19 protein-coding genes are annotated in these 19,784 nt (G+C 39.3%); 12 read left to right on the top strand and 7 right to left on the bottom strand.

All coding sequences use genetic code 11. From position 1 onward, the window contains the following. Positions 1-254: 254 nt before the first annotated feature. Positions 255-761 carry a DinB family protein gene (locus QCD85_RS03100; RefSeq protein WP_301261607.1) on the bottom strand — a complete coding sequence of 169 codons (507 nt, stop codon included), beginning with the start codon at positions 759-761 and terminating at the stop codon, positions 255-257. A 220-nt stretch (positions 762-981) separates the two neighbouring features. Here QCD85_RS03100 and QCD85_RS03095 point away from each other — a divergent pair, with 220 nt between their 5' ends. The 3 genes from QCD85_RS03095 to QCD85_RS03085 are packed head-to-tail and all read left to right on the top strand — an operon-like array spanning position 982 to position 2,856. Continuing rightward, complete coding sequence (locus QCD85_RS03095) at positions 982-1,950, top strand: DUF4261 domain-containing protein (RefSeq protein WP_301261606.1); 969 nt, start codon at positions 982-984, stop codon at positions 1,948-1,950. Between the two features lie 9 nt (positions 1,951-1,959). Further along, positions 1,960-2,460, top strand: coding sequence for a hypothetical protein (locus QCD85_RS03090; protein WP_301261605.1), 501 nt, complete (start codon positions 1,960-1,962; stop codon positions 2,458-2,460). 24 nt (positions 2,461-2,484) lie between these two features. Further along, on the top strand, positions 2,485-2,856 hold the full coding sequence (locus QCD85_RS03085; RefSeq protein ID WP_301261604.1) for a hypothetical protein: 372 nt from the start codon (positions 2,485-2,487) through the stop codon (positions 2,854-2,856). Positions 2,857-2,921: 65 nt separating this feature from the next. Here the strand turns inward: QCD85_RS03085 and QCD85_RS03080 are convergent, their stop codons facing one another. Continuing rightward, the gene (locus tag QCD85_RS03080; protein ID WP_273615348.1) at positions 2,922-3,344 is read right to left on the bottom strand and encodes a threonine/serine exporter family protein; all 423 of its coding nucleotides are present in this window, start codon (positions 3,342-3,344) and stop codon (positions 2,922-2,924) included. Between the two features lie 29 nt (positions 3,345-3,373). Beyond that, the gene (locus QCD85_RS03075; RefSeq protein WP_273616257.1) at positions 3,374-4,099 is read right to left on the bottom strand and encodes a threonine/serine exporter family protein; all 726 of its coding nucleotides are present in this window, start codon (positions 4,097-4,099) and stop codon (positions 3,374-3,376) included. 460 nt (positions 4,100-4,559) lie between these two features. Between QCD85_RS03075 and QCD85_RS03070 the strand changes: the two genes are divergently transcribed. The 4 genes from QCD85_RS03070 (at position 4,560) to QCD85_RS03055 (ending at position 8,607) form a co-directional block, all read left to right on the top strand. Beyond that, entirely contained in the window at positions 4,560-5,267 is a 708-nt protein-coding gene (locus QCD85_RS03070; protein ID WP_273615349.1) for a DUF4241 domain-containing protein, read from the top strand. A 101-nt stretch (positions 5,268-5,368) separates the two neighbouring features. After that, complete coding sequence (locus tag QCD85_RS03065) at positions 5,369-5,806, top strand: HD domain-containing protein (protein WP_273615350.1); 438 nt, start codon at positions 5,369-5,371, stop codon at positions 5,804-5,806. Next, positions 5,803-6,531, top strand: coding sequence for an HAD family hydrolase (locus tag QCD85_RS03060; protein WP_301261603.1), 729 nt, complete (start codon positions 5,803-5,805; stop codon positions 6,529-6,531). The genes QCD85_RS03065 and QCD85_RS03060 overlap by 4 nt, the downstream gene beginning before the upstream one ends. A gap of 210 nt (positions 6,532-6,741) precedes the next feature. After that, positions 6,742-8,607, top strand: a complete 1,866-nt coding sequence (locus QCD85_RS03055; RefSeq protein WP_301261602.1) for an S-layer homology domain-containing protein — start codon at positions 6,742-6,744, stop codon at positions 8,605-8,607. A 112-nt stretch (positions 8,608-8,719) separates the two neighbouring features. On the opposite strand, the gene QCD85_RS03050 is transcribed toward QCD85_RS03055, so the two are convergent. Next, positions 8,720-10,816 (bottom strand): YheC/YheD family protein, encoded by a 2,097-nt coding sequence (locus QCD85_RS03050; protein ID WP_301261601.1) that lies wholly within the window; start codon positions 10,814-10,816, stop codon positions 8,720-8,722. A gap of 62 nt (positions 10,817-10,878) precedes the next feature. After that, complete coding sequence (locus QCD85_RS03045; protein WP_274172958.1) at positions 10,879-11,865, bottom strand: Gfo/Idh/MocA family protein; 987 nt, start codon at positions 11,863-11,865, stop codon at positions 10,879-10,881. Between the two features lie 321 nt (positions 11,866-12,186). Between QCD85_RS03045 and QCD85_RS03040 the strand changes: the two genes are divergently transcribed. From QCD85_RS03040 to QCD85_RS03025, 4 genes are read left to right on the top strand one after another with little or no spacing between them, the layout of a single operon-like run. After that, positions 12,187-13,263, top strand: a complete 1,077-nt coding sequence (locus QCD85_RS03040) for a sulfate ABC transporter substrate-binding protein (protein ID WP_274170608.1) — start codon at positions 12,187-12,189, stop codon at positions 13,261-13,263. Further along, on the top strand, positions 13,263-14,129 hold the full coding sequence (gene cysT / locus QCD85_RS03035; protein ID WP_301261600.1) for a sulfate ABC transporter permease subunit CysT: 867 nt from the start codon (positions 13,263-13,265) through the stop codon (positions 14,127-14,129). Before QCD85_RS03040 ends, cysT begins: the two co-directional genes overlap by 1 nt. A 24-nt stretch (positions 14,130-14,153) precedes the next feature. Next, positions 14,154-15,026: a sulfate ABC transporter permease subunit CysW gene (gene cysW, locus QCD85_RS03030; RefSeq protein ID WP_301261599.1), complete on the top strand. Its 873-nt coding sequence runs from the start codon at positions 14,154-14,156 to the stop codon at positions 15,024-15,026. A gap of 38 nt (positions 15,027-15,064) precedes the next feature. Next, a complete protein-coding gene (locus QCD85_RS03025; RefSeq protein ID WP_301261598.1) occupies positions 15,065-15,721 on the top strand; it encodes a cyclodeaminase/cyclohydrolase family protein in 657 nt (218 codons plus the stop codon). Positions 15,722-15,801: 80 nt separating this feature from the next. On the opposite strand, the gene QCD85_RS03020 is transcribed toward QCD85_RS03025, so the two are convergent. Both QCD85_RS03020 and speD read right to left on the bottom strand, forming a co-directional pair. Next, complete coding sequence (locus QCD85_RS03020; RefSeq protein WP_301261597.1) at positions 15,802-16,311, bottom strand: DUF6985 domain-containing protein; 510 nt, start codon at positions 16,309-16,311, stop codon at positions 15,802-15,804. Between the two features lie 5 nt (positions 16,312-16,316). Continuing rightward, the gene (speD, locus tag QCD85_RS03015; RefSeq protein ID WP_273615359.1) at positions 16,317-17,138 is read right to left on the bottom strand and encodes an adenosylmethionine decarboxylase; all 822 of its coding nucleotides are present in this window, start codon (positions 17,136-17,138) and stop codon (positions 16,317-16,319) included. 429 nt (positions 17,139-17,567) lie between these two features. Between speD and QCD85_RS03010 the strand changes: the two genes are divergently transcribed. Further along, positions 17,568-19,682, top strand: coding sequence for a methyl-accepting chemotaxis protein (locus QCD85_RS03010; protein WP_301261596.1), 2,115 nt, complete (start codon positions 17,568-17,570; stop codon positions 19,680-19,682). Positions 19,683-19,784 lie beyond the last annotated feature (102 nt).

Genomic DNA, 19,784 nt, shown 5'->3' with positions numbered 1-19,784 from the left:
TAGAATACGTTGTCACATTATATCTATTTTAACGTGGAATAGCTGTTAGGACAAATACGTACAAGATTCAGCACTTCTATCATCTCATTTATCCTAACGATCTGTTACATAGTATAGAACGATCTGATACGTATTATAGATTAAAAAAACCTTCTCTTATAGAAGAGAAGGCTTGTTAGAAAGCAGGATTACTTCTGGATCATTGCTCATATCGAGGATTATCTATGTGATCTTTAAGATAAAGGATATGCCTATTAATGATATTGTGATAATTCTGCTTCGATTTCTTTCATTTGCTCTAAATGGCGTTGTTCATGAAGTCCAATAAATTCAGTCCATTCTTGCAAAGTAAGTGGGCCGAAAATAGGGTGATCCATCGTACGATTTTCCAGCATCACTGGATCTATACTTTCGATCAATTCAACAAAAAGTTCGCGTGAACGTATCAGCCTTGTCTGCAATTCAATCAGTGTACAGTGCTTATCAGCAGGTACTAGGGCAGCAGGTGCAGGCGTATGACGATTGCGATCCAGAGTAAGATGAAATGGAGTCGACGGCATAGAAGAAGGAGCTGGATTGTTTTCTGCTACTTTCAATCTTAGTCTTGCTGTAATTGCCGTTTCCATCAGATACAAATGTTCTAACACCTGTGCTATCGTCCATTTATTAGGCTGACTATGTTCATTCATTACATTTTCATCAATAGCATTTGCAAAATTCCAAATATCTTCACGTACTTTAATCGTATTGGGATGAATCATATTCATGACCTCCTTGGCTGTTAGCCTATAAGTCTATTTAAACATACTTCACCCTTTACAATCCAATCTGACCAAATCATAGGTTTACGTTAACACATAGGAATTGTATGATAAAAGACGAACATCTGTTACCAGTAAATCATAGAATAATGCGCCGACTACATAAAAAAAGGTTAATACTACTTAAGCGAGCCATTGAGCGAAAGGGGAAAGATATGTTATGAGTATGAATGAACACGATCATAATGAGCAAAATGAAAAAGCTGATGAGGATTTTGGATTTTTTAATATATACTCTGCACAATTGCTATATCGTACACCACCCACTATAGATCGAGATATACTGTATGCCAAAGTACAGGAATACACAGGGCCTCTTCATACCATTGTAGATGATGAAGGAACCGAACAAGAATCACTGGCTGTATGGGAAGCTAACCCTACTGATGATGTGGAGACAGAAGTAGACCCGAAAGATTATTACCATTTTTTCCATCTCAATCATATCATCAATTATGAAGATGGAGACTTGCCTGTACAAACGGTGCTTATGCCTTCAGACACGCCAATTCAAGTGGAATCCTATGCGACTGCTTTACAGCAATCATGGCACTGGCAAGAAGCTTCGGCAGTGGTTGAGCAATGCCAATATGAATTGATGTTGACCGATATGATGGCACGCGGGCTACCTCATCAACAGCGCCTAAAACTTTTTAATCAAGTGTTGCGTGCTATACTTGAAGTTGCTCCATGTGATGCAATTTACTGGCGTAGCAGTGATAAAATGATTCAACCGGAAGCTTTTTTAGCTGCTCTACAAGAAGAACAAGATCTGTATGGCGCGCTAAATATTCGATTGTACAATATTCAATCCGAGCAACAACGTCAAGAGATGGTTATGGATAGTTGTGGGTTAGCTGCGCTCGGTGTGCCGGATGTGCAGTGTCACTTTTACGATATGAATCCGAATGAAGTGGCTGGTTTCTTGATGGATATTGCGCATTATTTATATGAGCAAGGCGATATTATTACCGATGGAGAAACGATTGGACAAGATGAAGAACAGCGCTGGACGTGTGAGCATCAATTTTCATTGATTGCCCCTCGTAGAGTAGTGATCGATCTTAATCCGGGTAATCTTTATTATGCAGGAGTACAGGAATCTAGTCGTTCCCAAAGTCAGGAGTAGATCAAGGTTATGGAATATTACCGTTTGAGCTATGAAGAGAATGATGAGAATTATTATTTTGAAATTAATGAAGAACAGACGGTATTGCGTGAAGTGATCGAAGATGAAGAACGGTGGATCGTATCCAGTCAACGTGATGAAGAGCTACATTTTTGTCTATATGATCAACAGTTTGATCAAGATATGAATCAAGCGATTCGGGAAGATATTTCAGCCGAAGAATTTGAAAAAGTATGGCAAGAAGCAATGAAGCCTTATATGAAAGATTGGGAAAAGACGCAACAAACATTTAAAATAGGCGATCATGTTAAAGGCATCGTTGAAGTTATTTATCCGCAAGGCATTATTTTGAGTCTACCGAATGATGCGCTAGGTGTGATTAATGTAGGCGACTGTGTAAAAGGGATTCCTGCTGAAAGCTTATATCCGGGGCATTTGTTAAAAGCAGTCGTTGCTGGATTTGATCATGTGAATCTATGGATTCGGTTAGAACAAGGTACGATTGTCTAGTGATAAAATTCAAGGAGGTTGCGCATGGATAAGCAATCGATCGAAGCTTTGAAAATAAAATTGCAACAAGGATCATTACTGCCTGCTTCTTTGCTCAAAGAACTAGACAGTGCATCGTACCTGGCGTATCGAGATCGTGCTGATTTTGATACCGAGTGGATCGGTGCTTATCAGAAATTAGAGCGAGATCGTCTTACCGAAGCAGAGCAAGCACAGATTACCGAATGGAGCCGCTTAGCTTTTACACAGGTGATGCAAGGTGGCGGAGATTCGGATCTAGCGGCGTATGTAAGTGATGATATCGATATGATCTGTACTGCTTCCATATTAGAAGTGGAAGATCAGTTTATTGATCGCTTGATTGAAGATTATAGCGCAGAACGGTTGCCCGTATAATCATAAATAGAATATCCTGTTAATAGCATTGCATCCGAGATAAACTATAAAAAATACGCCGGGATCTATTTGATCACGCGGCGTATCATTTGATTCAAAACTTCGGATAACACTAGACCAAGAGCAATAGCGCCGGATATCATAGCAGCTTGAGCAGCTAATTCCATAGCTACAGCATAATTGTTTTCAACAAATTTGCGCATAGCGTTGTAAGCAAGTCCTCCAGGAACAAGTGGAATAATACCGGCTACACTAAAGATAATCACCGGTGTTTTGTACATACGAGCAAAAATCTGACTGACTCCACCAACAATAACAGTTGCGATCAGAGAAGCGGAGACAGGAGTCAATGTTTCATACAGCAATATATACACCATCCAGCCTAACATTCCTGAGATGCCACATTGTAGTAAAGAAGCTCGCGGAGCATTGAAAATAATACCAAACCCTGCCGAAGCAATAAAGCTGGTAATTAATTGCGCCAGCATAATGCATATAACCTTCTCTCATTCTAAATTCAATAGATAAATGTTAACACAATCGCTACTCCTGATCCGGTCGCAAAAGCGGTTAAAAGCGCATCGGCTCCTTTGGAAATACCGGATACCAAATGACCTGCCATCAGATCACGAATCGCATTGGTGATAAGTAGCCCGGGAACCAGTGGCATAATAGAACCGATAATAATTTTATCCAGTTGATCGCCCCAGCCCAAATTAATAAATATAGCCGCTAATAATCCGATCAGAAATGCCGCAGACAATTCAGCGAAAAACTTTACTTGTACCCAGCGGTGTAAATAAAGTGAAGCCGCATAACCTACCCCACCTGCTACAATAGCAGGCAAAAAGTCGCTCCAACTTCCTTGAAACATAATGCTAAAACATCCACTAGCAATCGCCGCTGCAATAATTCGCAAACGAACACTGTATTCACTTGGTGCAGCTTCAATCACTTTTAATAACTCATACGCTTCATTGACATTCAATTCCCCGCTACTGATACGGCGTGACACCAGATTCACTTGAGCAATTTTGTGTAAATCGGTTGTCCGTTCTGCAATACGTATCAATTTAGCAGGATCTGTTCCATTGGTAGAAAACATAATCACTGTAGGGGTTACATAACTGTGCGACCCGGGAATACCGAGCGTCTCTGCAATACGAATCATCGTATCCTCTACCCGATAAGTCTCTGCACCACTTTGCAACATAATTTTACCGGCCAGCAGACAAGTATCCATAATTTCAAAAATCGCCCGACTGATCGTTGATGGTTGATCCAAAGCTATTCTCCGTTCTAAGCGCTTAGCACTATAAGCGCGACATATAAAATAAAAAAATGATTTTTGCAAAGCAAAATATCTTACATCTAGCGCTTGGCACCATAAGCGCGAATTCTTCTATTCAAATCAAAAGCGATTTTTGCAAAGCAAAATATCTTACATCCAGCGCTTGGAACTATAAGCGCGGCAAAGCAATATTTTCTGAATGAACTCTTGTTACAGCATCGTATCATATTATGCTTGATTCTACGCTATCATTCAATGGTAAATGTGAGGTTTATGCGAGTAATGCAGATATTGCACTCAATATCCAAAAATTTTAAGTGAAAATTCAAAACTTTTTGATCATAACATGTACCGTATTCTTTAAATAGGAGTATAATGGGAAATAATCTACATCTGATTGGAGGAAAAGAAGATGGGCGAGGTTCTTAAAGAAAGTAAGGTGCTGGAAGAAGTTTTTAAAGACGGATTTGCCTTAGAACAAGTTAAATTATGGAGAGGCCAGAGACGTAATCTTGCTTTTTATACCAAGTCTATCGGGGAACTGCGTGTGATAACCGGCAAAATTGTAGCCGATGATCCATACAGCTTGATCGAATCTACACCTTTTGTACAGACTTTCCCCACAGGTTCTTTTCCAATAGAATTATCTATTGCTCGTATTACCGATCCAACAGATCGGCATAAAGATCATGTAGATGAACGGATTGCTTTTGCACGCATTACGTTTAGTCAAGCTCCTGTTGCTAGATGGGTAGGTGCAGAGCGTGAAGTTCAGCCAGATGCTAGCTTATATCAAATGGATGAACATGAACGTTGGGGGTATGCAGTGGATTCTGGCACAGGTAGTTTTCTAGATGCCGAAGCATATGCATGGCTTTCTTTTCAACAAGAACAAGAAAATCCTGAAGTGGCTCAAGAATTAATGGAAGCATGGGAATTAGCAGCAGAAGAGTCCTATCTTCATACACGAAGCTGGCTGGTGCAAGAACTGGATAACGGGCATAATATCGCACTGTTTTCTAGCGGTTTTGGTAACGGTATTTACCATAGTTATATCGGTTATGATAGCGATGGTCAATGTGTACAATTGTTAACTGATTTTAATGTATATCCTGATTAATTGATAACGTTCAGCCGGGTGAAGTGATTCATCCGGCTATACGTGTGTAATAAATAACATGTGTATCAACATAATCACTCTAACCAAAGGATGTGAATAAGATGAGTAATTTAGATCGTGCTATTATTTTAGCGACCCGTGCGCATTCAGGGCAAACAGACAAATCAGGCTTACCTTACATTTTACATCCATTGCGCGTGATGTTAAAAATGACGACTGAAGAAGAACGAATTATTGCTGTTTTGCATGATGTGTTGGAAGACACCGATGTAACAGCTCATGATTTATCTGCTGAAGGATTTTCTAATGAAATTGTAGAAGCTGTCCAAGCATTAAGTCGTAGTGAAGATGAAGATTATCATGAATTTGTAAAACGTGCTAAAAAAAATTCATTAGCTCGTCCAGTCAAAATTGCCGATATTGAAGATAATATGGACCCGTCACGTATTTTGAGCTCAACAGACAAAGATATGGAACGTATCAGTAAATATGGTAAAGCGCTGGATGAATTAATGACCGAGGAGAATCCGACCCATTGAATCCACAACAAATAGGTATCTTTTTTGACGTTGATGACACGTTATACGATCATTTGCAACCGCTCTTTGAAGCATTGCAAACAGTGATTCCAGACCAACAGGAGTCATTATCGTATGGCGATGTATATCAACGTTTTCGTTATTATAGTGAAGTGTTAGTATCGCCTCAGAATCCTCATGCTCTTTCGTTAGAAGAAATGCGTTACCAGCGCTTCATTTTGACTTTGAAGGAATTTGAGATTGAGATCAATGAGCAACAAGCCAAGCAGATGCAGGAGATTTATTTAGGATGCCAGTATGATATTCGTCCGTATGATGGGGTAGTCGAATTGATTCATGAATTGATGGATCAAGGTTACACGGTGGGCTTATTAACCAATGGGCCTGCTGAACATCAATGGAAAAAGATTTGCGCATTACATATGGATCAAGTATTTGCGCGTGATCGAATATTTATTTCAGGGGAGATTGGTTTGGAAAAGCCTGATCCTGCTATATTTGCTTATGTCAATCGACAGACAGATACAGTGCCGGAATATAGCTACTTTATCGGTGATTCCTGGCGTAATGATGTAGTGGGGGCCGTTAGTGCTCACTGGCATATGATCTGGTTCAATGCTCGTCATGCGATTCGTGAATCGAATCATCAGCCAGATACAGAAGCTGTCAATTATACAGAGATTCGTACTCAGCTACTAACGATGATCGCTACACAACTATCTTAATATCATATTATTACAATTTAGAATAAGAAAATATAAAGAAAAGCAAAGACACTATCTATAGTCTTTGCTTTTTCTTTATATTTTAACAATATTCGCTAAAATTCTATTCAAAAAAATGTATAACATTCCGATAAAAATACAATATATTAATAAGTTAAGTATTTCAAACCGTTACGTTATATTCATTAGGGAGAAGGCGGATCATTAAGTATGAAAAATACAAACAAAGAGAATTCTACAGTTAAAAAGGTTATGCAAATCGCAGGTACTTCTATTCTGGCGACTGGATTAGTCGCATCACCAAGTGTAACAGGAGCACAAAGTCTATCATCGCCTTCTACTTCTTCCAGTTCATATCAGACTTCTTCAGACCAACCTACCGTATACAATGGTAATTCAATGCTTTATTTTGAGCAAAATTTCTTTGGTAGCTCTTCTTCTTTGACACATGGAGAAAGTGGAGCGGCTCCAATCGCGAAAAGTTTAAGCTTTATCATCAAAAAATCAACAGTATTTAGCAGTCAGTTACAAGCTACAGATGAAGAAACTAACGACAATCTAACATATCATTTACTGACTCAACCACAACAAGGGAAAGTCGTATTAACCAATACATCTACAGGTACATTTGAATATTCGGGAACAGTTGTCGGAACATACACTTTTACGTATAACGTTACTGATCCACAAAACAATCAATCAGAAGTCGCTACAGTAACAATCGAAGTGAAAAAAGACAAAGAAGATAAAGATCCTTCATCAAATACACCGACAACACCAGCACCAACTACGCCTTCTACACCTACACCTGTGGCGGCACAACCGGTAACTATTGATGCAGTACATTCGACAAAAGATACCAATGGAACAGCAACAGGTAGTAATAGTGAACGTACCAAAGGTGCAGCAACCTTATCCAAGTCGGACGATAATAGTGCTGTACTTGATCTGATCTACGATCGTGTTCATGCAGCTACCGAAGTCGCCGCGCCGAAAGAAACGATTACGATTGCTGCTAATGCGATTACAGGTAAGCAACAATATCAATTCAATTTTGCAGGTAATGTGGTGCAATCATTAGTAGCCAAGCAAAATGGATTAGCGATTCAAACAGGAGATGTTCGCATCTATGTGCCAGCATCTGCATTTACCAATGTTAATCGCAATCTCAATCTGAGTAATAATACTACAGCGAATTGGACGATCAAAGCTGAAAAAGTATCACCTGCGTCGTTCAGTAACTGGGCAGGCAATCCGGTCACTACAGCAGGTGGAACATATCAAGTCAGTGTTCAAATCGATAATGACGGTACAGTCAATACACTTAATAATTACAACAATCGTTATGTACAATTAAGTGTAGCTGCTCCTGAAAATGCTGCTAGCGATGATCAATATATTGCATTATCTACCGATAGCGATGGAAGTACGCATGTAGTTCCTGTTGTATTTGATAATCAAGGTCAAGCCAGTATTCATAGTCTGGAAAATGGGACATTTACTATTGTCAAAGTCAATCCTTCTAACAATGTGACCAATGCTTCACCAGAATTGAAAAAATTAGTCGATAAACAAATTATTCCGGTTAGCAATCAAGCTACAGTGGCTAATGATGGATTGTTAACACGCGGACAATTGGCTTCCTATCTAGTCAATGCACTCGGTATAAATGTGAATAGTGCTCCAGCTTCAACATTCACTGATATTGATCCATCATCATCGGAAGCTAAAGCAATTCAAGCACTTTATCATGCAGGTGTATTACGCGGAATATCAGCTACTCAATTTGCTCCGAACCGTACGATTAGTAAAGAGCAACTGGCTGTTATTTTAACACGAGCCGCTTCTGCTTATGGATTGGATCAAAGCAGTAACGCTAACAATATGGCGAACGCTAGTAATAATTCATCTAGCCAATGGGCAAAAGCAGAATTAGATCAAGCGATCTCTTCAGGGAATGATACAGGTGTAGAATCTGCTAAAGGATCCGCATTAACAGCTTCTCCAACTACGACCCAGTCTGAAGGAGCGACTATGCTGGTGAAATGGCTACAAGATTCAGGGCTTCTTAATTAATAATCGTAACCGCATAGAAAGCAACAAAAAACCGGAATATTCACTGCTGATCTATACCAGCAGGATATTCCGGTTTTATTTTTGTATATAAGCATAACAGATTACTTTCTGATTAAGATAAAGGCTTATACAAAGAGATCGCATAAGGAACTGCATATTTAGCGGCTTCAAAAGCATGAAATGAATTGCCAATTCGGTTAAAATTCGCTTCAAATATCCAAATATTACGTTGCTTATCGACTCCTAGATCAATCGCCACTTCAGGGAAGTTACGTCCCAGACGTTTCTCAAGATGAGTTGCTGTCTCGATCGCTAATTGACGAACACGACGATCCATTTGTTGTCCGGGCGCTTCGCCGTATTCCATATTTAGAAACCAGTCCCATTTGGTAGATAAACGTAACGTTTGAGCATGGTTAGTCACTTTACGATACGTGGATACGGCAACAAAAGGTTGTACAAAAGCAACTTTCCATTGTCCTTCGCCAACTTTCATCACATGGGTGCGTAGATGAAAAGGATGACCTTCTGTAGTAGAACTATCTACAAACTGTTGAAAAATATAACCTTTACCTAATGACATACGGACAAAATGATCCAATTGAGTAGCATCTAGGTAATGCAGATACGATTGATCATACACTTCATAATCTGACTCCCGTTGCTGAATATTAAATATATTTTGCCCATGTGAGCCAGTATCAGGTTTGAGCACCGTATTTTCATACTGCTCCATAAATTCCACCACTTGATCAGATTGTTGCATATCGTGAAAAGGAATCACCGATGCCGATACGATCTCAGAAGCATCTGCTAGCAGACGATATATATGCACTTTACTCATCGAACCGCTTTTCAATTCATGAGTAGCAGGAATCGAAGCCAGCGCATCATACATGCGAGAATAAGCAGCAATTCCTCTTTTTTTCAATCGATCAAATACTACATCAGGATAACGACAAGCATAAGGAACAAATCCGCCTTGCTCCCATACATAACCTAATAGTCGTTGTTGCCGAAAAAAGATATCATCAGCATAGATACGTACTAATCTAGCTCCATTAACAGCAGCAACAGCAGCGCAAGCTTCGATAAAATTCTCATCACTATCATTGCCATGATGTTCGGCTAACAGTCCAATCATAATCTGATCATCAGGTAGCGAAGGCAATTGCTCCAATATATGATAACGCTGATTTAAATAATGAGCATAACCGATCGTATGCATAGCACGTTCATACTCATGATCACGTGTCTGTGGAGCTGTATTCGCTTCATAGAACCATAACTTTTCTTCATGATCAATCGCTACATCTATTCCTAACTCATCCAAAGGATAATCATACATCGCATCAATATACTCTGCTAATTGCAATCCAATTTCAGGTAAAGTATCGATCCAATAATCTGCGGTCTGTGGAAATTGTGCTTGTAACCATGATGTCCACAGCGCTGTAGTTCCACCCTGACTGTAATTACTTACAACAGTATGTGCTTCACCAATCCGTGGATAGATTTTTGTGATCTGAAAAGTTCCTTGATGATTACGTTGTACATGAATACGAAAATCGAATGGACGATGATCTGTAGTCTGACAATGAATATACGGTTGCACCAGATAATCTTGATGTTCAATCAGCGCCATCAATGACTTCTCTAATCCAGCAGATGTCATAATCTGTTCAGTTGTGGCTGTCTGCCATAGAAATTCTTCTTGTCCGGTCATACGTATACTTACAATCCCTTGACCTTGTCGTCCACGATCTGGCTTAACAATCACATGACGATAATGTGATAAGTAATCTTGTAGACTGTGGATATTACGACAGGGCTGTGTAGGAATAACCAGTTGAGCTAGAGATTCCGATTGACTCAAATATTGTTGAATACGCAATTTGCCATGAATCGGATGGGATGTGAACGTGACCATCCGATTTAACTTTTGTTCTACCGAAGATCGCTCTTTAGGTAGCTTGCCCATTTCGTTGATCACGATATCTGGTAAAGGAAGTGTCTGAATAATCCATTGCCCTGGTTGATCAGGGTCTGGAACCGAAGCAGTAACCTGTTTGTTTTTGAGATCAAGTCCTTTTTCATCGAAAAAAAGAATCTGCACTTGAAGCTCTACTGCCGCATCCACCATAGCCTCTATACGTGCAGAAGGAAGCAACTGCAAAGGATGAGTAGCATGATATATACCAATACTCAAAGGTGATAGACACTCCTTTTATCCAGAAAAGCGTAAGCGCTTATTCTGTTGCTAGTCTGTGATTAGTTAGAATCAGCAGGGAAGACCAGACCTAATTGACGGCGGGCTTCATCCATAATTTCAAATGTAATCAAAGAATGTTCCCATGAATTGATAGACGATTGTTGTCTACCTTCGATAATCAAATTCAAAAACTCACGAATCTCGTAATACATCGGTGGTTCGGATTGACTCACATTAATCTCTTCTTCATATCCGCCACGATACGTAATCGTAATCTGTTGAGGTTCACTGATTTTGTCAATACGTACACTGCCTAACTCACCTTGAATTTCAGAAGGGAGGGAGGAGTCTGTGATTTTGGAATACATTACGACAGCATCCATTTCGTCATAAGACAAAATAATACTACCTTCACCATCGACACCGGATTCTAACATTACCCCTGTAGCTTTCACTTCATTCGGGCGACCGAACATTACTGCAAGCGGATACAGACAATAAACGCCGAGATCCATCAAAGCGCCATTGGAGAATTCAGGTTTAAATGCATTTTGGATATTGCCTTCTTTGTAAGCATCATAACGAGAAGAATATTGCCCGTAATTTGCAAAATAACGACGTACTTGTCCGATCCGATACAAATTATCATGAATCGCAATATGATTCGGCATCATCGTTGATTTCATTGCTTCCATCAAAGTAACGTTGTTTTGCTTAGCGGCTTCGATCATAGCGCGAACTTCGGTTACGTTAGAAGCCAGTGGCTTTTCACATAATACATGCTTACCATGATTCATACATAGAATCGCTTGCTCTGCATGAAAAGAGTTAGGGCTAGCAATATAGATAGCGTCTACTTGCCCGCTTTCTAGCATTTCTGCAATATCTGTAAACACATGTGGAATATTGTGTTTGCCACCAAATTGTTGTGCACGTTCAAGTGTACGTGAGTACAGTGAAGTAATCTGCAAATCATCATTCCGTTGCGCAGCATCAATAAATCGCTCTGTTATAAAATTAGTGCCTATAATACCAAACCGGATCATGGAATCGTCCTCTCTATTCGTCATATATGGGTACCCCGAAATATGTACGGATACATGTATTCAATATACAATATTATACCCGAGTCACCCTTGATATGACAAAGCATGTTTGTAAAAGAAAAAAGATTCATTTTGGAGATGATATAGATGTTCTTTATCTGAACGCTTGAAATGCTACAAACTTCTATCCAGTTTTACCCAAAAATATAAAAAGTTATATTGATTGTCGATACAAAGCTTGATAAAGTTTCTACATAACAAAGTAAACAGGTAGGAATTATTAAATTTAAGTAGAAAAATCGAAATGATGGGGTGTTGAGATTGAGAGACAATCAAAAGGGAAGCTACAAATTATGGTCTGTATTTAGTGTTTTGTTAAGTTTAGTACTTGTGCTGAGTGCTTGCGGGGGAAATAGTAATGCTACTAACAACGCTGAAGGAAATGCAGGTTCCAGTAAAGATGCGGTAGAGCTACTGAATGTATCGTATGATCCAACACGTGAATTGTATGAAGAATACAATACTGCTTTTCAAAAATATTGGAAAGAGAAGTCCGGTCAAGACGTTACGATCAAACAATCTCATGGCGGTTCTGGTAAGCAAGCACGTTCTGTTATTGATGGTCTCAAAGCAGATGTGGTTACTTTAGCACTTGGTTATGATATTGATGCGATTGCAGATAAAGGATTGCTTGCTGAAGATTGGCAATCCAAATTTGAACATAATAGTTCTCCGTATACATCCACGATTGTATTTCTTGTACGCAAAGGCAACCCCAAAAATATTAAAGACTGGAATGATCTGATCAAAGACGATGTACAGGTTATTACACCTAATCCCAAAACATCCGGTGGAGCACGCTGGAATTATCTTGCCGCTTATGGTTATGCACTACAACAAAACAACAATGATGAAGAACAAGCAAAAGCTTATCTTGCTCAATTATTCAAACATGTCCCTGTTCTCGATACTGGAGCCAGAGGAGCTACGACTACTTTTGTAGAAAAAGGATTAGGCGATGTATTGTTAGCCTGGGAAAATGAAGCTTTTCTATCTATTAATGAGTTAGGGCCTGATCAATTTGAAATTGTCTATCCATCGATCAGTATTTTAGCAGAACCACCGGTTGCTGTTGTAGACAAAGTAGCCGAGCAACATGGTACACAGGATGTTGCCAAAGCGTATCTGGAGTATCTCTATTCTGATGAAGGACAAGAGATTGCCGCCAAAAATTACTACCGTCCGATCAATGAAAAGATCGCCGCTAAATACAAAGATACATTTAAAGAAATGAAGTTATTGACGATAGATAAAGATTTCGGAGGATGGAGAGAAGCACAGCAGAAGCATTTCAGTGATGGTGGATTATTTGATCAGATTTATACACCGGGTTCTTAATGATTACTCAACCTGTTCGTACCACCAAGCTTCGTCCATCCAAAGCACGTACTATTTTGCCGGGGTTCGGATTGTCGATGGGGTTCACGATTGCTTATTTGAGTCTAATTGTTTTGATTCCACTGGCAAGTATTTTTATCAAAACGACCGAACTCAGTTGGGCACAGTTCTGGCATACCATTCTTGATCCGCGTGTATTGGCATCGTATCGAATTAGTTTTGGCACTGCTTTTTGCGCGGCAGCCATTAATCTGATATTCGGGCTACTGTTATCATGGGTGCTGGTGCGTTATCGTTTTCCAGGTAAAAAGGTGATCGATAGCTTAATCGATTTGCCGTTTGCTTTGCCAACAGCTGTAGCAGGGATCGCATTAACAACAATTTATGCACCGAATGGGTGGATAGGGCATTTATTTACCCCGCTCGGTTGGAAAATTGCTTATACCCCTCTGGGTATCACGATTGCGCTGATCTTTATCGGTATTCCTTTTGTCGTTCGTACGGTTCAGCCAGTATTGCAAGACTTGAATCAAGAAACAGAAGAAGCCGCAGTGATGTTAGGTGCTTATCGCTGGCGAACTTTTTATCGAGTGGTATTGCCACAATTAATGCCTGCTTTACTGACAGGCTTTGCACTGGCATTTGCTCGTGGGATAGGGGAATACGGATCTGTTGTATTTATTTCCGGTAATATGCCACTCAAAACAGAGATTGCGCCACTGCTCATTATGACCAAATTAGAACAGTATGATTATGCAGGAGCTACAGCGATTGCATTGGTAATGTTAATTATTTCGTTTTTGTTGTTATTGCTGATTAATTTTATGCAATGGCGGTTAAATCGCCGCACGATTGAAGGCGGATAGATTGCCAAGAAAGGAGATCGACATATGGCTGGTGCTGTTACTGCACACCTTTCGCACACATCTGCGGATCGTCCTCGGCATATCAATGAATCAGGCATTGTACGCTGGACATTGATTAGTATTGCCCTGTTATTTCTAGGATTAATGGTGGTGTTGCCGTTAGTCTGTATCTTTATCGAAGCTTTCAAAAAAGGTTGGAGTGTATACGAAGCTTCTATTACAGATTCAGATGCTTTGTCAGCACTACGCTTAACATTAGTCGTCGCTTTGATTGCTGTACCGCTGAATACGATATTTGGTATAGCGGCGGCATGGACGATTAGTAAATTTCGTTTTCGTGGTAAAAATGCGCTGATTACGTTGATCGATTTACCTTTTGCTGTGTCGCCTGTTATTGCAGGGTTAGTCTATATTTTGTTATTTGGTGCTCAAGGATATCTTGGACCATGGTTAGATGAGCATAATATTCAGATTGTGTTTGCTTTGCCGGGGATTATATTAGCGACTGTTTTTGTGACTGTTCCTTTTGTAGCGCGTGAATTAATTCCACTTATGCAAGCACAAGGGGTACAGGAAGAAGAAGCCGCAGCAAGTCTTGGAGCGAAAGGCTGGCAAATCTTCTGGCGGGTGACTGTGCCCAATATTAAATGGGGCTTACTGTACGGCATTATTTTGTGTAATGCACGCGCTATGGGCGAATTTGGAGCTGTATCGGTGGTATCCGGTCATATTCGCGGAGAAACCAATACATTACCACTGCATATCGAAATTTTGTACAATGAATATCAATTTTCCGCTTCATTTGCAGTGTCATCGTTACTGGTATTTCTAGCGGTCTTAACGTTATTGACCAAAGCTTTTTTGGAATGGCAAATGAATCGTCGCCAAACAGGGTAAAATACATCATAAGATGATTTTATCAGGAGGGCGTACAGGTGAATAAAGAAGTTAATACAGTATCTTGGGATCAATCTTTGCGTGAAGTAATGAAGCAATTAGGAGAAGCAGAACCGACACCGGGTGGAGGTAGTGTGTCTGCAATTGTTGCAGCGCTCGGTGCGGCGATGACTTCGATGACCGCCCACTTTTCGCAAGGCAAAGGATATGAAGAAGTGCAAGTAGAAGTGAATCAAGCACTACAAGATATGGATAAGATCAGAAGTGCTTGTGAGCATTTGATGAATAAAGATATGGAGTCATTTGGACAATATATTGAAGCTTTACGTCTGCCACATCATACTGACAAAGAAAAGCAGGAACGCAAACAAACGCTACAGACGATGAAATTACAGTCGATTGATATTCCGCTACAGTTAATGGAATGTTGCCTGTACGGTCTGTATAGCGCATCACCGCTGATTGAGATATGCAATCGAACTGTTTTGTCGGATGTCGGCATCAGTATTATTTTATTTGAAGCTTCGGCGCAATCTTTACTGCTAACCGTAGAAATTAATCTGGTGACTCTGCAAGATGAAGAACAACATCATTATTACCAACAGCGTGCAGATAGCTTTATGCAAAAAGTAACTACATTAAAACAAAAATGTCTAACACAAGTTCGACAACGTATCGCTAACGATCATGCGTAGAAGCTCAAATGATCGTACAACATAAAAAGCTCCAAACCATTCACGCTCAAGCACAGTGAATAGGTTTGGAGCTTTTTTTGCTAAAGATTATCGTAATTGTTACCAAAAGCAAAGTTAAGACTGTAGTTCTCATAGTACGATAGTTCTTTCCACGCGTCAGGAACTTCGCAACTACCTACATACAAAATTTGCTGATCTCGAATCAACCATTCTAATCCATGTTCTACTTCCCAATCGCAATTTAGCTCTATACGAATAATCGTCTCGGTTCGTTCGGGATCCATCTCTATCATCATATCAATAGGTTCGATATACTGTAAAATTTCTTCTGGTTGTTGAATAGACGGACACTCTTGGTCGCCTACATAATCGCAGAAGCTTTTGCAGTAATCCCATGAAAATTGAAATAATTTAGCAAGGGTATCCTGATCCAACTGATTAAACGCTTGAACTACTTTTTCTACCGCTTCTGTAGAAATGTCCGGATCACCAACATAGACGCCCATATATTGATTAAAAACAGGGGCATAGAACTCTGCGCCCCAATCTTCTTTGCGTCGGTCTATTTTTCGTAGAATAGCTTCACTCATGATGACTAGACCGAACGATCTGTATTCATATTTTTGGCGTAATAAATTTCGTCCATTTCCATTTTGAGACGTTGTGTAATCTGATCTTGATCTTCTTCGGTCAATGTTTCTTTGGTATAGCCGAATAGATAATTATCCAGATCGAATTTTTTTAATTTACATTTCGTATGGAAAATATTTTCTTGATAGACGTTCACATCGATCATATCGTAAGTGTCTTTGATTTCAGAAGGAATATAGTTCTGGATCGAGCTAATATCATGATCGATAAATAGCTTGTGTCCTTGAATATCACGAGTAAATCCACGTACCCGATAATCCATTGTCATAATATCCGTATCAAATGAATGAATAAGGAAGTTCAATGCTTTTAGTGGTGAGATTTCGCCACAAGTAGACACATCAACATCCGCGCGGAATGTACTGATACCTTCATCAGGATGGTATTCAGGATACGTATGCACGGTAATATGACTTTTATCCAGATGCATCAATACATGCTCTGGCAATGGACCAGGTGATTCTTCAAAAGAAGCATTAGGTGCTGTCTCTACCGGACCTTCAGAGATCAACATCGTTACACTTGCTCCTTGTGGAATATAATCTTGCTTCGCCACATTCAGCACATGAGCTCCAATAATATCACATACATTCGTTAAGATTTTCCCTAGACGATCTGCATTGTATTGTTCATCAATATAAGCAAGATAGGCTTCACGCTCTTCTTTCGTGCGTGTATAGCAAATATCGTACATATTGAAGCTCAAAGATTTTGTTAAGTTGTTAAAATTATGAAGCTGAATGCGCTGTTGCGGTGTCAATCCCATCTGTATTCCCCCTATTGTCGTCGATATCGATATCCATGTTGTGTTGCTTCAATACATAGTATGGATCGGACAGTTGTATATTTAAAGTGCCGAGCACTTAGTAATAGCAAATACTATTCATATACCCCATTGACTTATTCAAAAACATTCAGCTATTAAGCTGTACGTATTAGCATGATAAAATGCCGAATCGAATGCTGAATATGGTCGTTACATACGATTCAATGTTAACAGATGCCTTGCCTAATATCCATAGCTATAAATGTAAAACATCAACTTCAACAGCTAGGTCATTTGAGTAGATAAGATATTGAGTTTTGCGCTATTTTATAGTCCACAAAAAAATTTTGCGCTATCTATTAAATAAAATAACGATAGTGACGATAAGTATTAAGAACTATAAAATGTCGAAAAAAGGCGGTTATTGTCGTGATAGAGAGGTTGCTATCCCCATTTACGTTTGTTATATCTAAGCTCAAATACGCACAAAAATTTATATTAATTAGTGTATTATGTGCGCTACCTTTACTCTTATTAACCAGTATTTGGTTTGAGAATCAACAAGCTAAAATTCAAATGTCATCTTCAGAACGAAAAGGAATAGTTAATATTGATAGCATTTTCCCGCTTATTTTACTGATGCAGAATCATCGTGCTTTTTATGGAAATTATGTATCAGGAGATACCAATGCTCAATCACAATTGAGTCAGACTGAACAAGATATTAGCGCAGAAATAAAAAAAATTGATCCTATTATCCAATCGCAACAATTACCTCAGTCGATTACAATCTGGCAAGGTATTCAAACAGATTGGAGTACATTACAAAAAGAACAATCTTCTTTAAATGCAGAAGATAGTTTTACTCGTCACAGTGAATTGATCCAAAAAATGATGAATTTTATTACAAAAAGTGCGAATGAATCGAGATTATCTCTAGATAGCGATATCGACTCCACTTCACTAGCTGGTATTTTTACCAAACAATTAGCGCAAACGTCAGATATGGTAGCACAAATGCGTGGTAGAGGAACAGCGCTACTGATTAGCAAACAGAATAATCATGATACCGTTGTAAAAATCACAGAAAATACAGGTAAAATGAAATTAACGATTGAAGATATCACTAATTCTTTAAATACAGCGTATGAGAATAACCCGCAACTAAAACAATTATTTGCTGAAAAAGGAAACGAAAATATCAGTCAAATGAATGCATTTGTAGATATCGTCACTAATCAAATTATTAATGATGAAAGCTTAAAAGGTTCTTCTAACGATTATTTTGCAGCAGGTACGCAAACGATTCAGTCTTTACAACAGTTTTCAGAATCTATTGCTAATGAATTAGATGTTCTGATTGCCAAACGTATACAAGAATTAACGTATATGCGCAATCTGATTTTGGGAATTACTTTATTCGTCCTTATACTTGTGGCACTATTTTATATCGCTTTTTACCGCAATGTCTTGCAATCAGTCAGAAGCTTACAAAATGGTGCAGATGCTATGGCACAAGGGGATCTCTCGCAAACGATTGTTCTTCAGACTAGAGATGAACTGAAACAAGTGGGAGATGCATTTAACCAAACGATGGTGTCTCTAAATGAGTTGTTACATCGTAATCAACAAGTATCCGATCAATCTGCAACAGCTTCTGCTCATTTGAAAATCGTATCGACTGAATCGACATTAGCGATGGGACAAATTGCTGATGCGATTCAAAGCGTCTCTGAAGGTAACAAAGGACAGAAGAAATCAATGAATGAAACAGCGAATGCGATGAACGAAATGTCGATAGGTATTACACGGATTGCTGAAGCGGCATCAGGCGTAGCAGAGTCGTCTATCCAAGCAACAGAACTGGTATATGTTGGAGATCAAAAATTGGTCGACGCTGTAGCACAAATGGAAAGTATTCGTCAGTCAGTAGATGGATCAGGTCACAAAGTCCGTACATTATCCGAACATTCTAACGAAATTGGACAGATTGTAACTGTCATTATGGGGATCGCTTCACAGACTCAATTGCTATCATTAAATGCAAATATCGAAGCCGCACGCGCGGGTGAACATGGCCGCGGATTTAGCGTAGTAGCTGAAGAGGTAGGTAAGTTAGCAGAGCAAACGAAGTCTTCCGTAGAAATGATTTCTATGTTAGTCCGTGATATTACTGAATTAGTATCGCAAACGGTCGCTTCCATTCAACTAACAGATCACGAAACGATGCAAGGGATTCAAGCAGTTCAACAAGCACATCAGACGTTAAAAGATATTTTGGCATCGACTCAAGTGGTAAGTGCACAGATTCAAGAAGTCTCTGCTACCTCTGAAGAAATATCAGCAGGTATGGAGCAAGTAACAGCTTCTATGATTGAAGTTGCAGATGTGTCTGCCAAAACATCGAGTGAAGCAGAGACGATGGCAGCAGCAACTGAACAACAATTAGCTTCTATGGAAGAAATCAATACTTCCGCAGAATCATTAAGTGGTATGTCTACCCAATTGCAAGAGGATCTCAGCAAGTTCAAATTGCGTCATTAATATAGATAGTATGTCTCAAAAAAGGTTATCTGTGCTGTACATTCAGAGTAGATAGCCTTTTTTGAAATTACAAATTGAGCTTATGAATTACATCTTTTGTTA

This window comes from Paenibacillus sp. PsM32, assembly GCF_030433815.1.
GTDB classification, from domain to species: domain Bacteria; phylum Bacillota; class Bacilli; order Paenibacillales; family Paenibacillaceae; genus Saccharibacillus; species Saccharibacillus kyungheensis.
This window is presented reverse-complemented; position numbering and strand designations above follow the sequence as displayed.

What these genes read in the sequence shown, in the direction of transcription:
- QCD85_RS03100 (WP_301261607.1), bottom strand. Translation starts at nt 761, where the DNA reads ATGATTCATCCCAATACGATTAAAGTACGTGAAGATATTTGGAATTTT.
- QCD85_RS03095 (WP_301261606.1), top strand. Translation starts at nt 982, where the DNA reads ATGAGTATGAATGAACACGATCATAATGAGCAAAATGAAAAAGCTGAT.
- QCD85_RS03090 (WP_301261605.1), top strand. Translation starts at nt 1,960, where the DNA reads ATGGAATATTACCGTTTGAGCTATGAAGAGAATGATGAGAATTATTAT.
- QCD85_RS03085 (WP_301261604.1), top strand. Translation starts at nt 2,485, where the DNA reads ATGGATAAGCAATCGATCGAAGCTTTGAAAATAAAATTGCAACAAGGA.
- QCD85_RS03080 (WP_273615348.1), bottom strand. Translation starts at nt 3,344, where the DNA reads ATGCTGGCGCAATTAATTACCAGCTTTATTGCTTCGGCAGGGTTTGGT.
- QCD85_RS03075 (WP_273616257.1), bottom strand. Translation starts at nt 4,099, where the DNA reads ATGGATACTTGTCTGCTGGCCGGTAAAATTATGTTGCAAAGTGGTGCA.
- QCD85_RS03070 (WP_273615349.1), top strand. Translation starts at nt 4,560, where the DNA reads ATGGGCGAGGTTCTTAAAGAAAGTAAGGTGCTGGAAGAAGTTTTTAAA.
- QCD85_RS03065 (WP_273615350.1), top strand. Translation starts at nt 5,369, where the DNA reads ATGAGTAATTTAGATCGTGCTATTATTTTAGCGACCCGTGCGCATTCA.
- QCD85_RS03055 (WP_301261602.1), top strand. Translation starts at nt 6,742, where the DNA reads ATGAAAAATACAAACAAAGAGAATTCTACAGTTAAAAAGGTTATGCAA.
- QCD85_RS03045 (WP_274172958.1), bottom strand. Translation starts at nt 11,865, where the DNA reads ATGATCCGGTTTGGTATTATAGGCACTAATTTTATAACAGAGCGATTT.
- cysT (WP_301261600.1), top strand. Translation starts at nt 13,263, where the DNA reads ATGATTACTCAACCTGTTCGTACCACCAAGCTTCGTCCATCCAAAGCA.
- cysW (WP_301261599.1), top strand. Translation starts at nt 14,154, where the DNA reads ATGGCTGGTGCTGTTACTGCACACCTTTCGCACACATCTGCGGATCGT.
- QCD85_RS03020 (WP_301261597.1), bottom strand. Translation starts at nt 16,311, where the DNA reads ATGAGTGAAGCTATTCTACGAAAAATAGACCGACGCAAAGAAGATTGG.
- speD (WP_273615359.1), bottom strand. Translation starts at nt 17,138, where the DNA reads ATGGGATTGACACCGCAACAGCGCATTCAGCTTCATAATTTTAACAAC.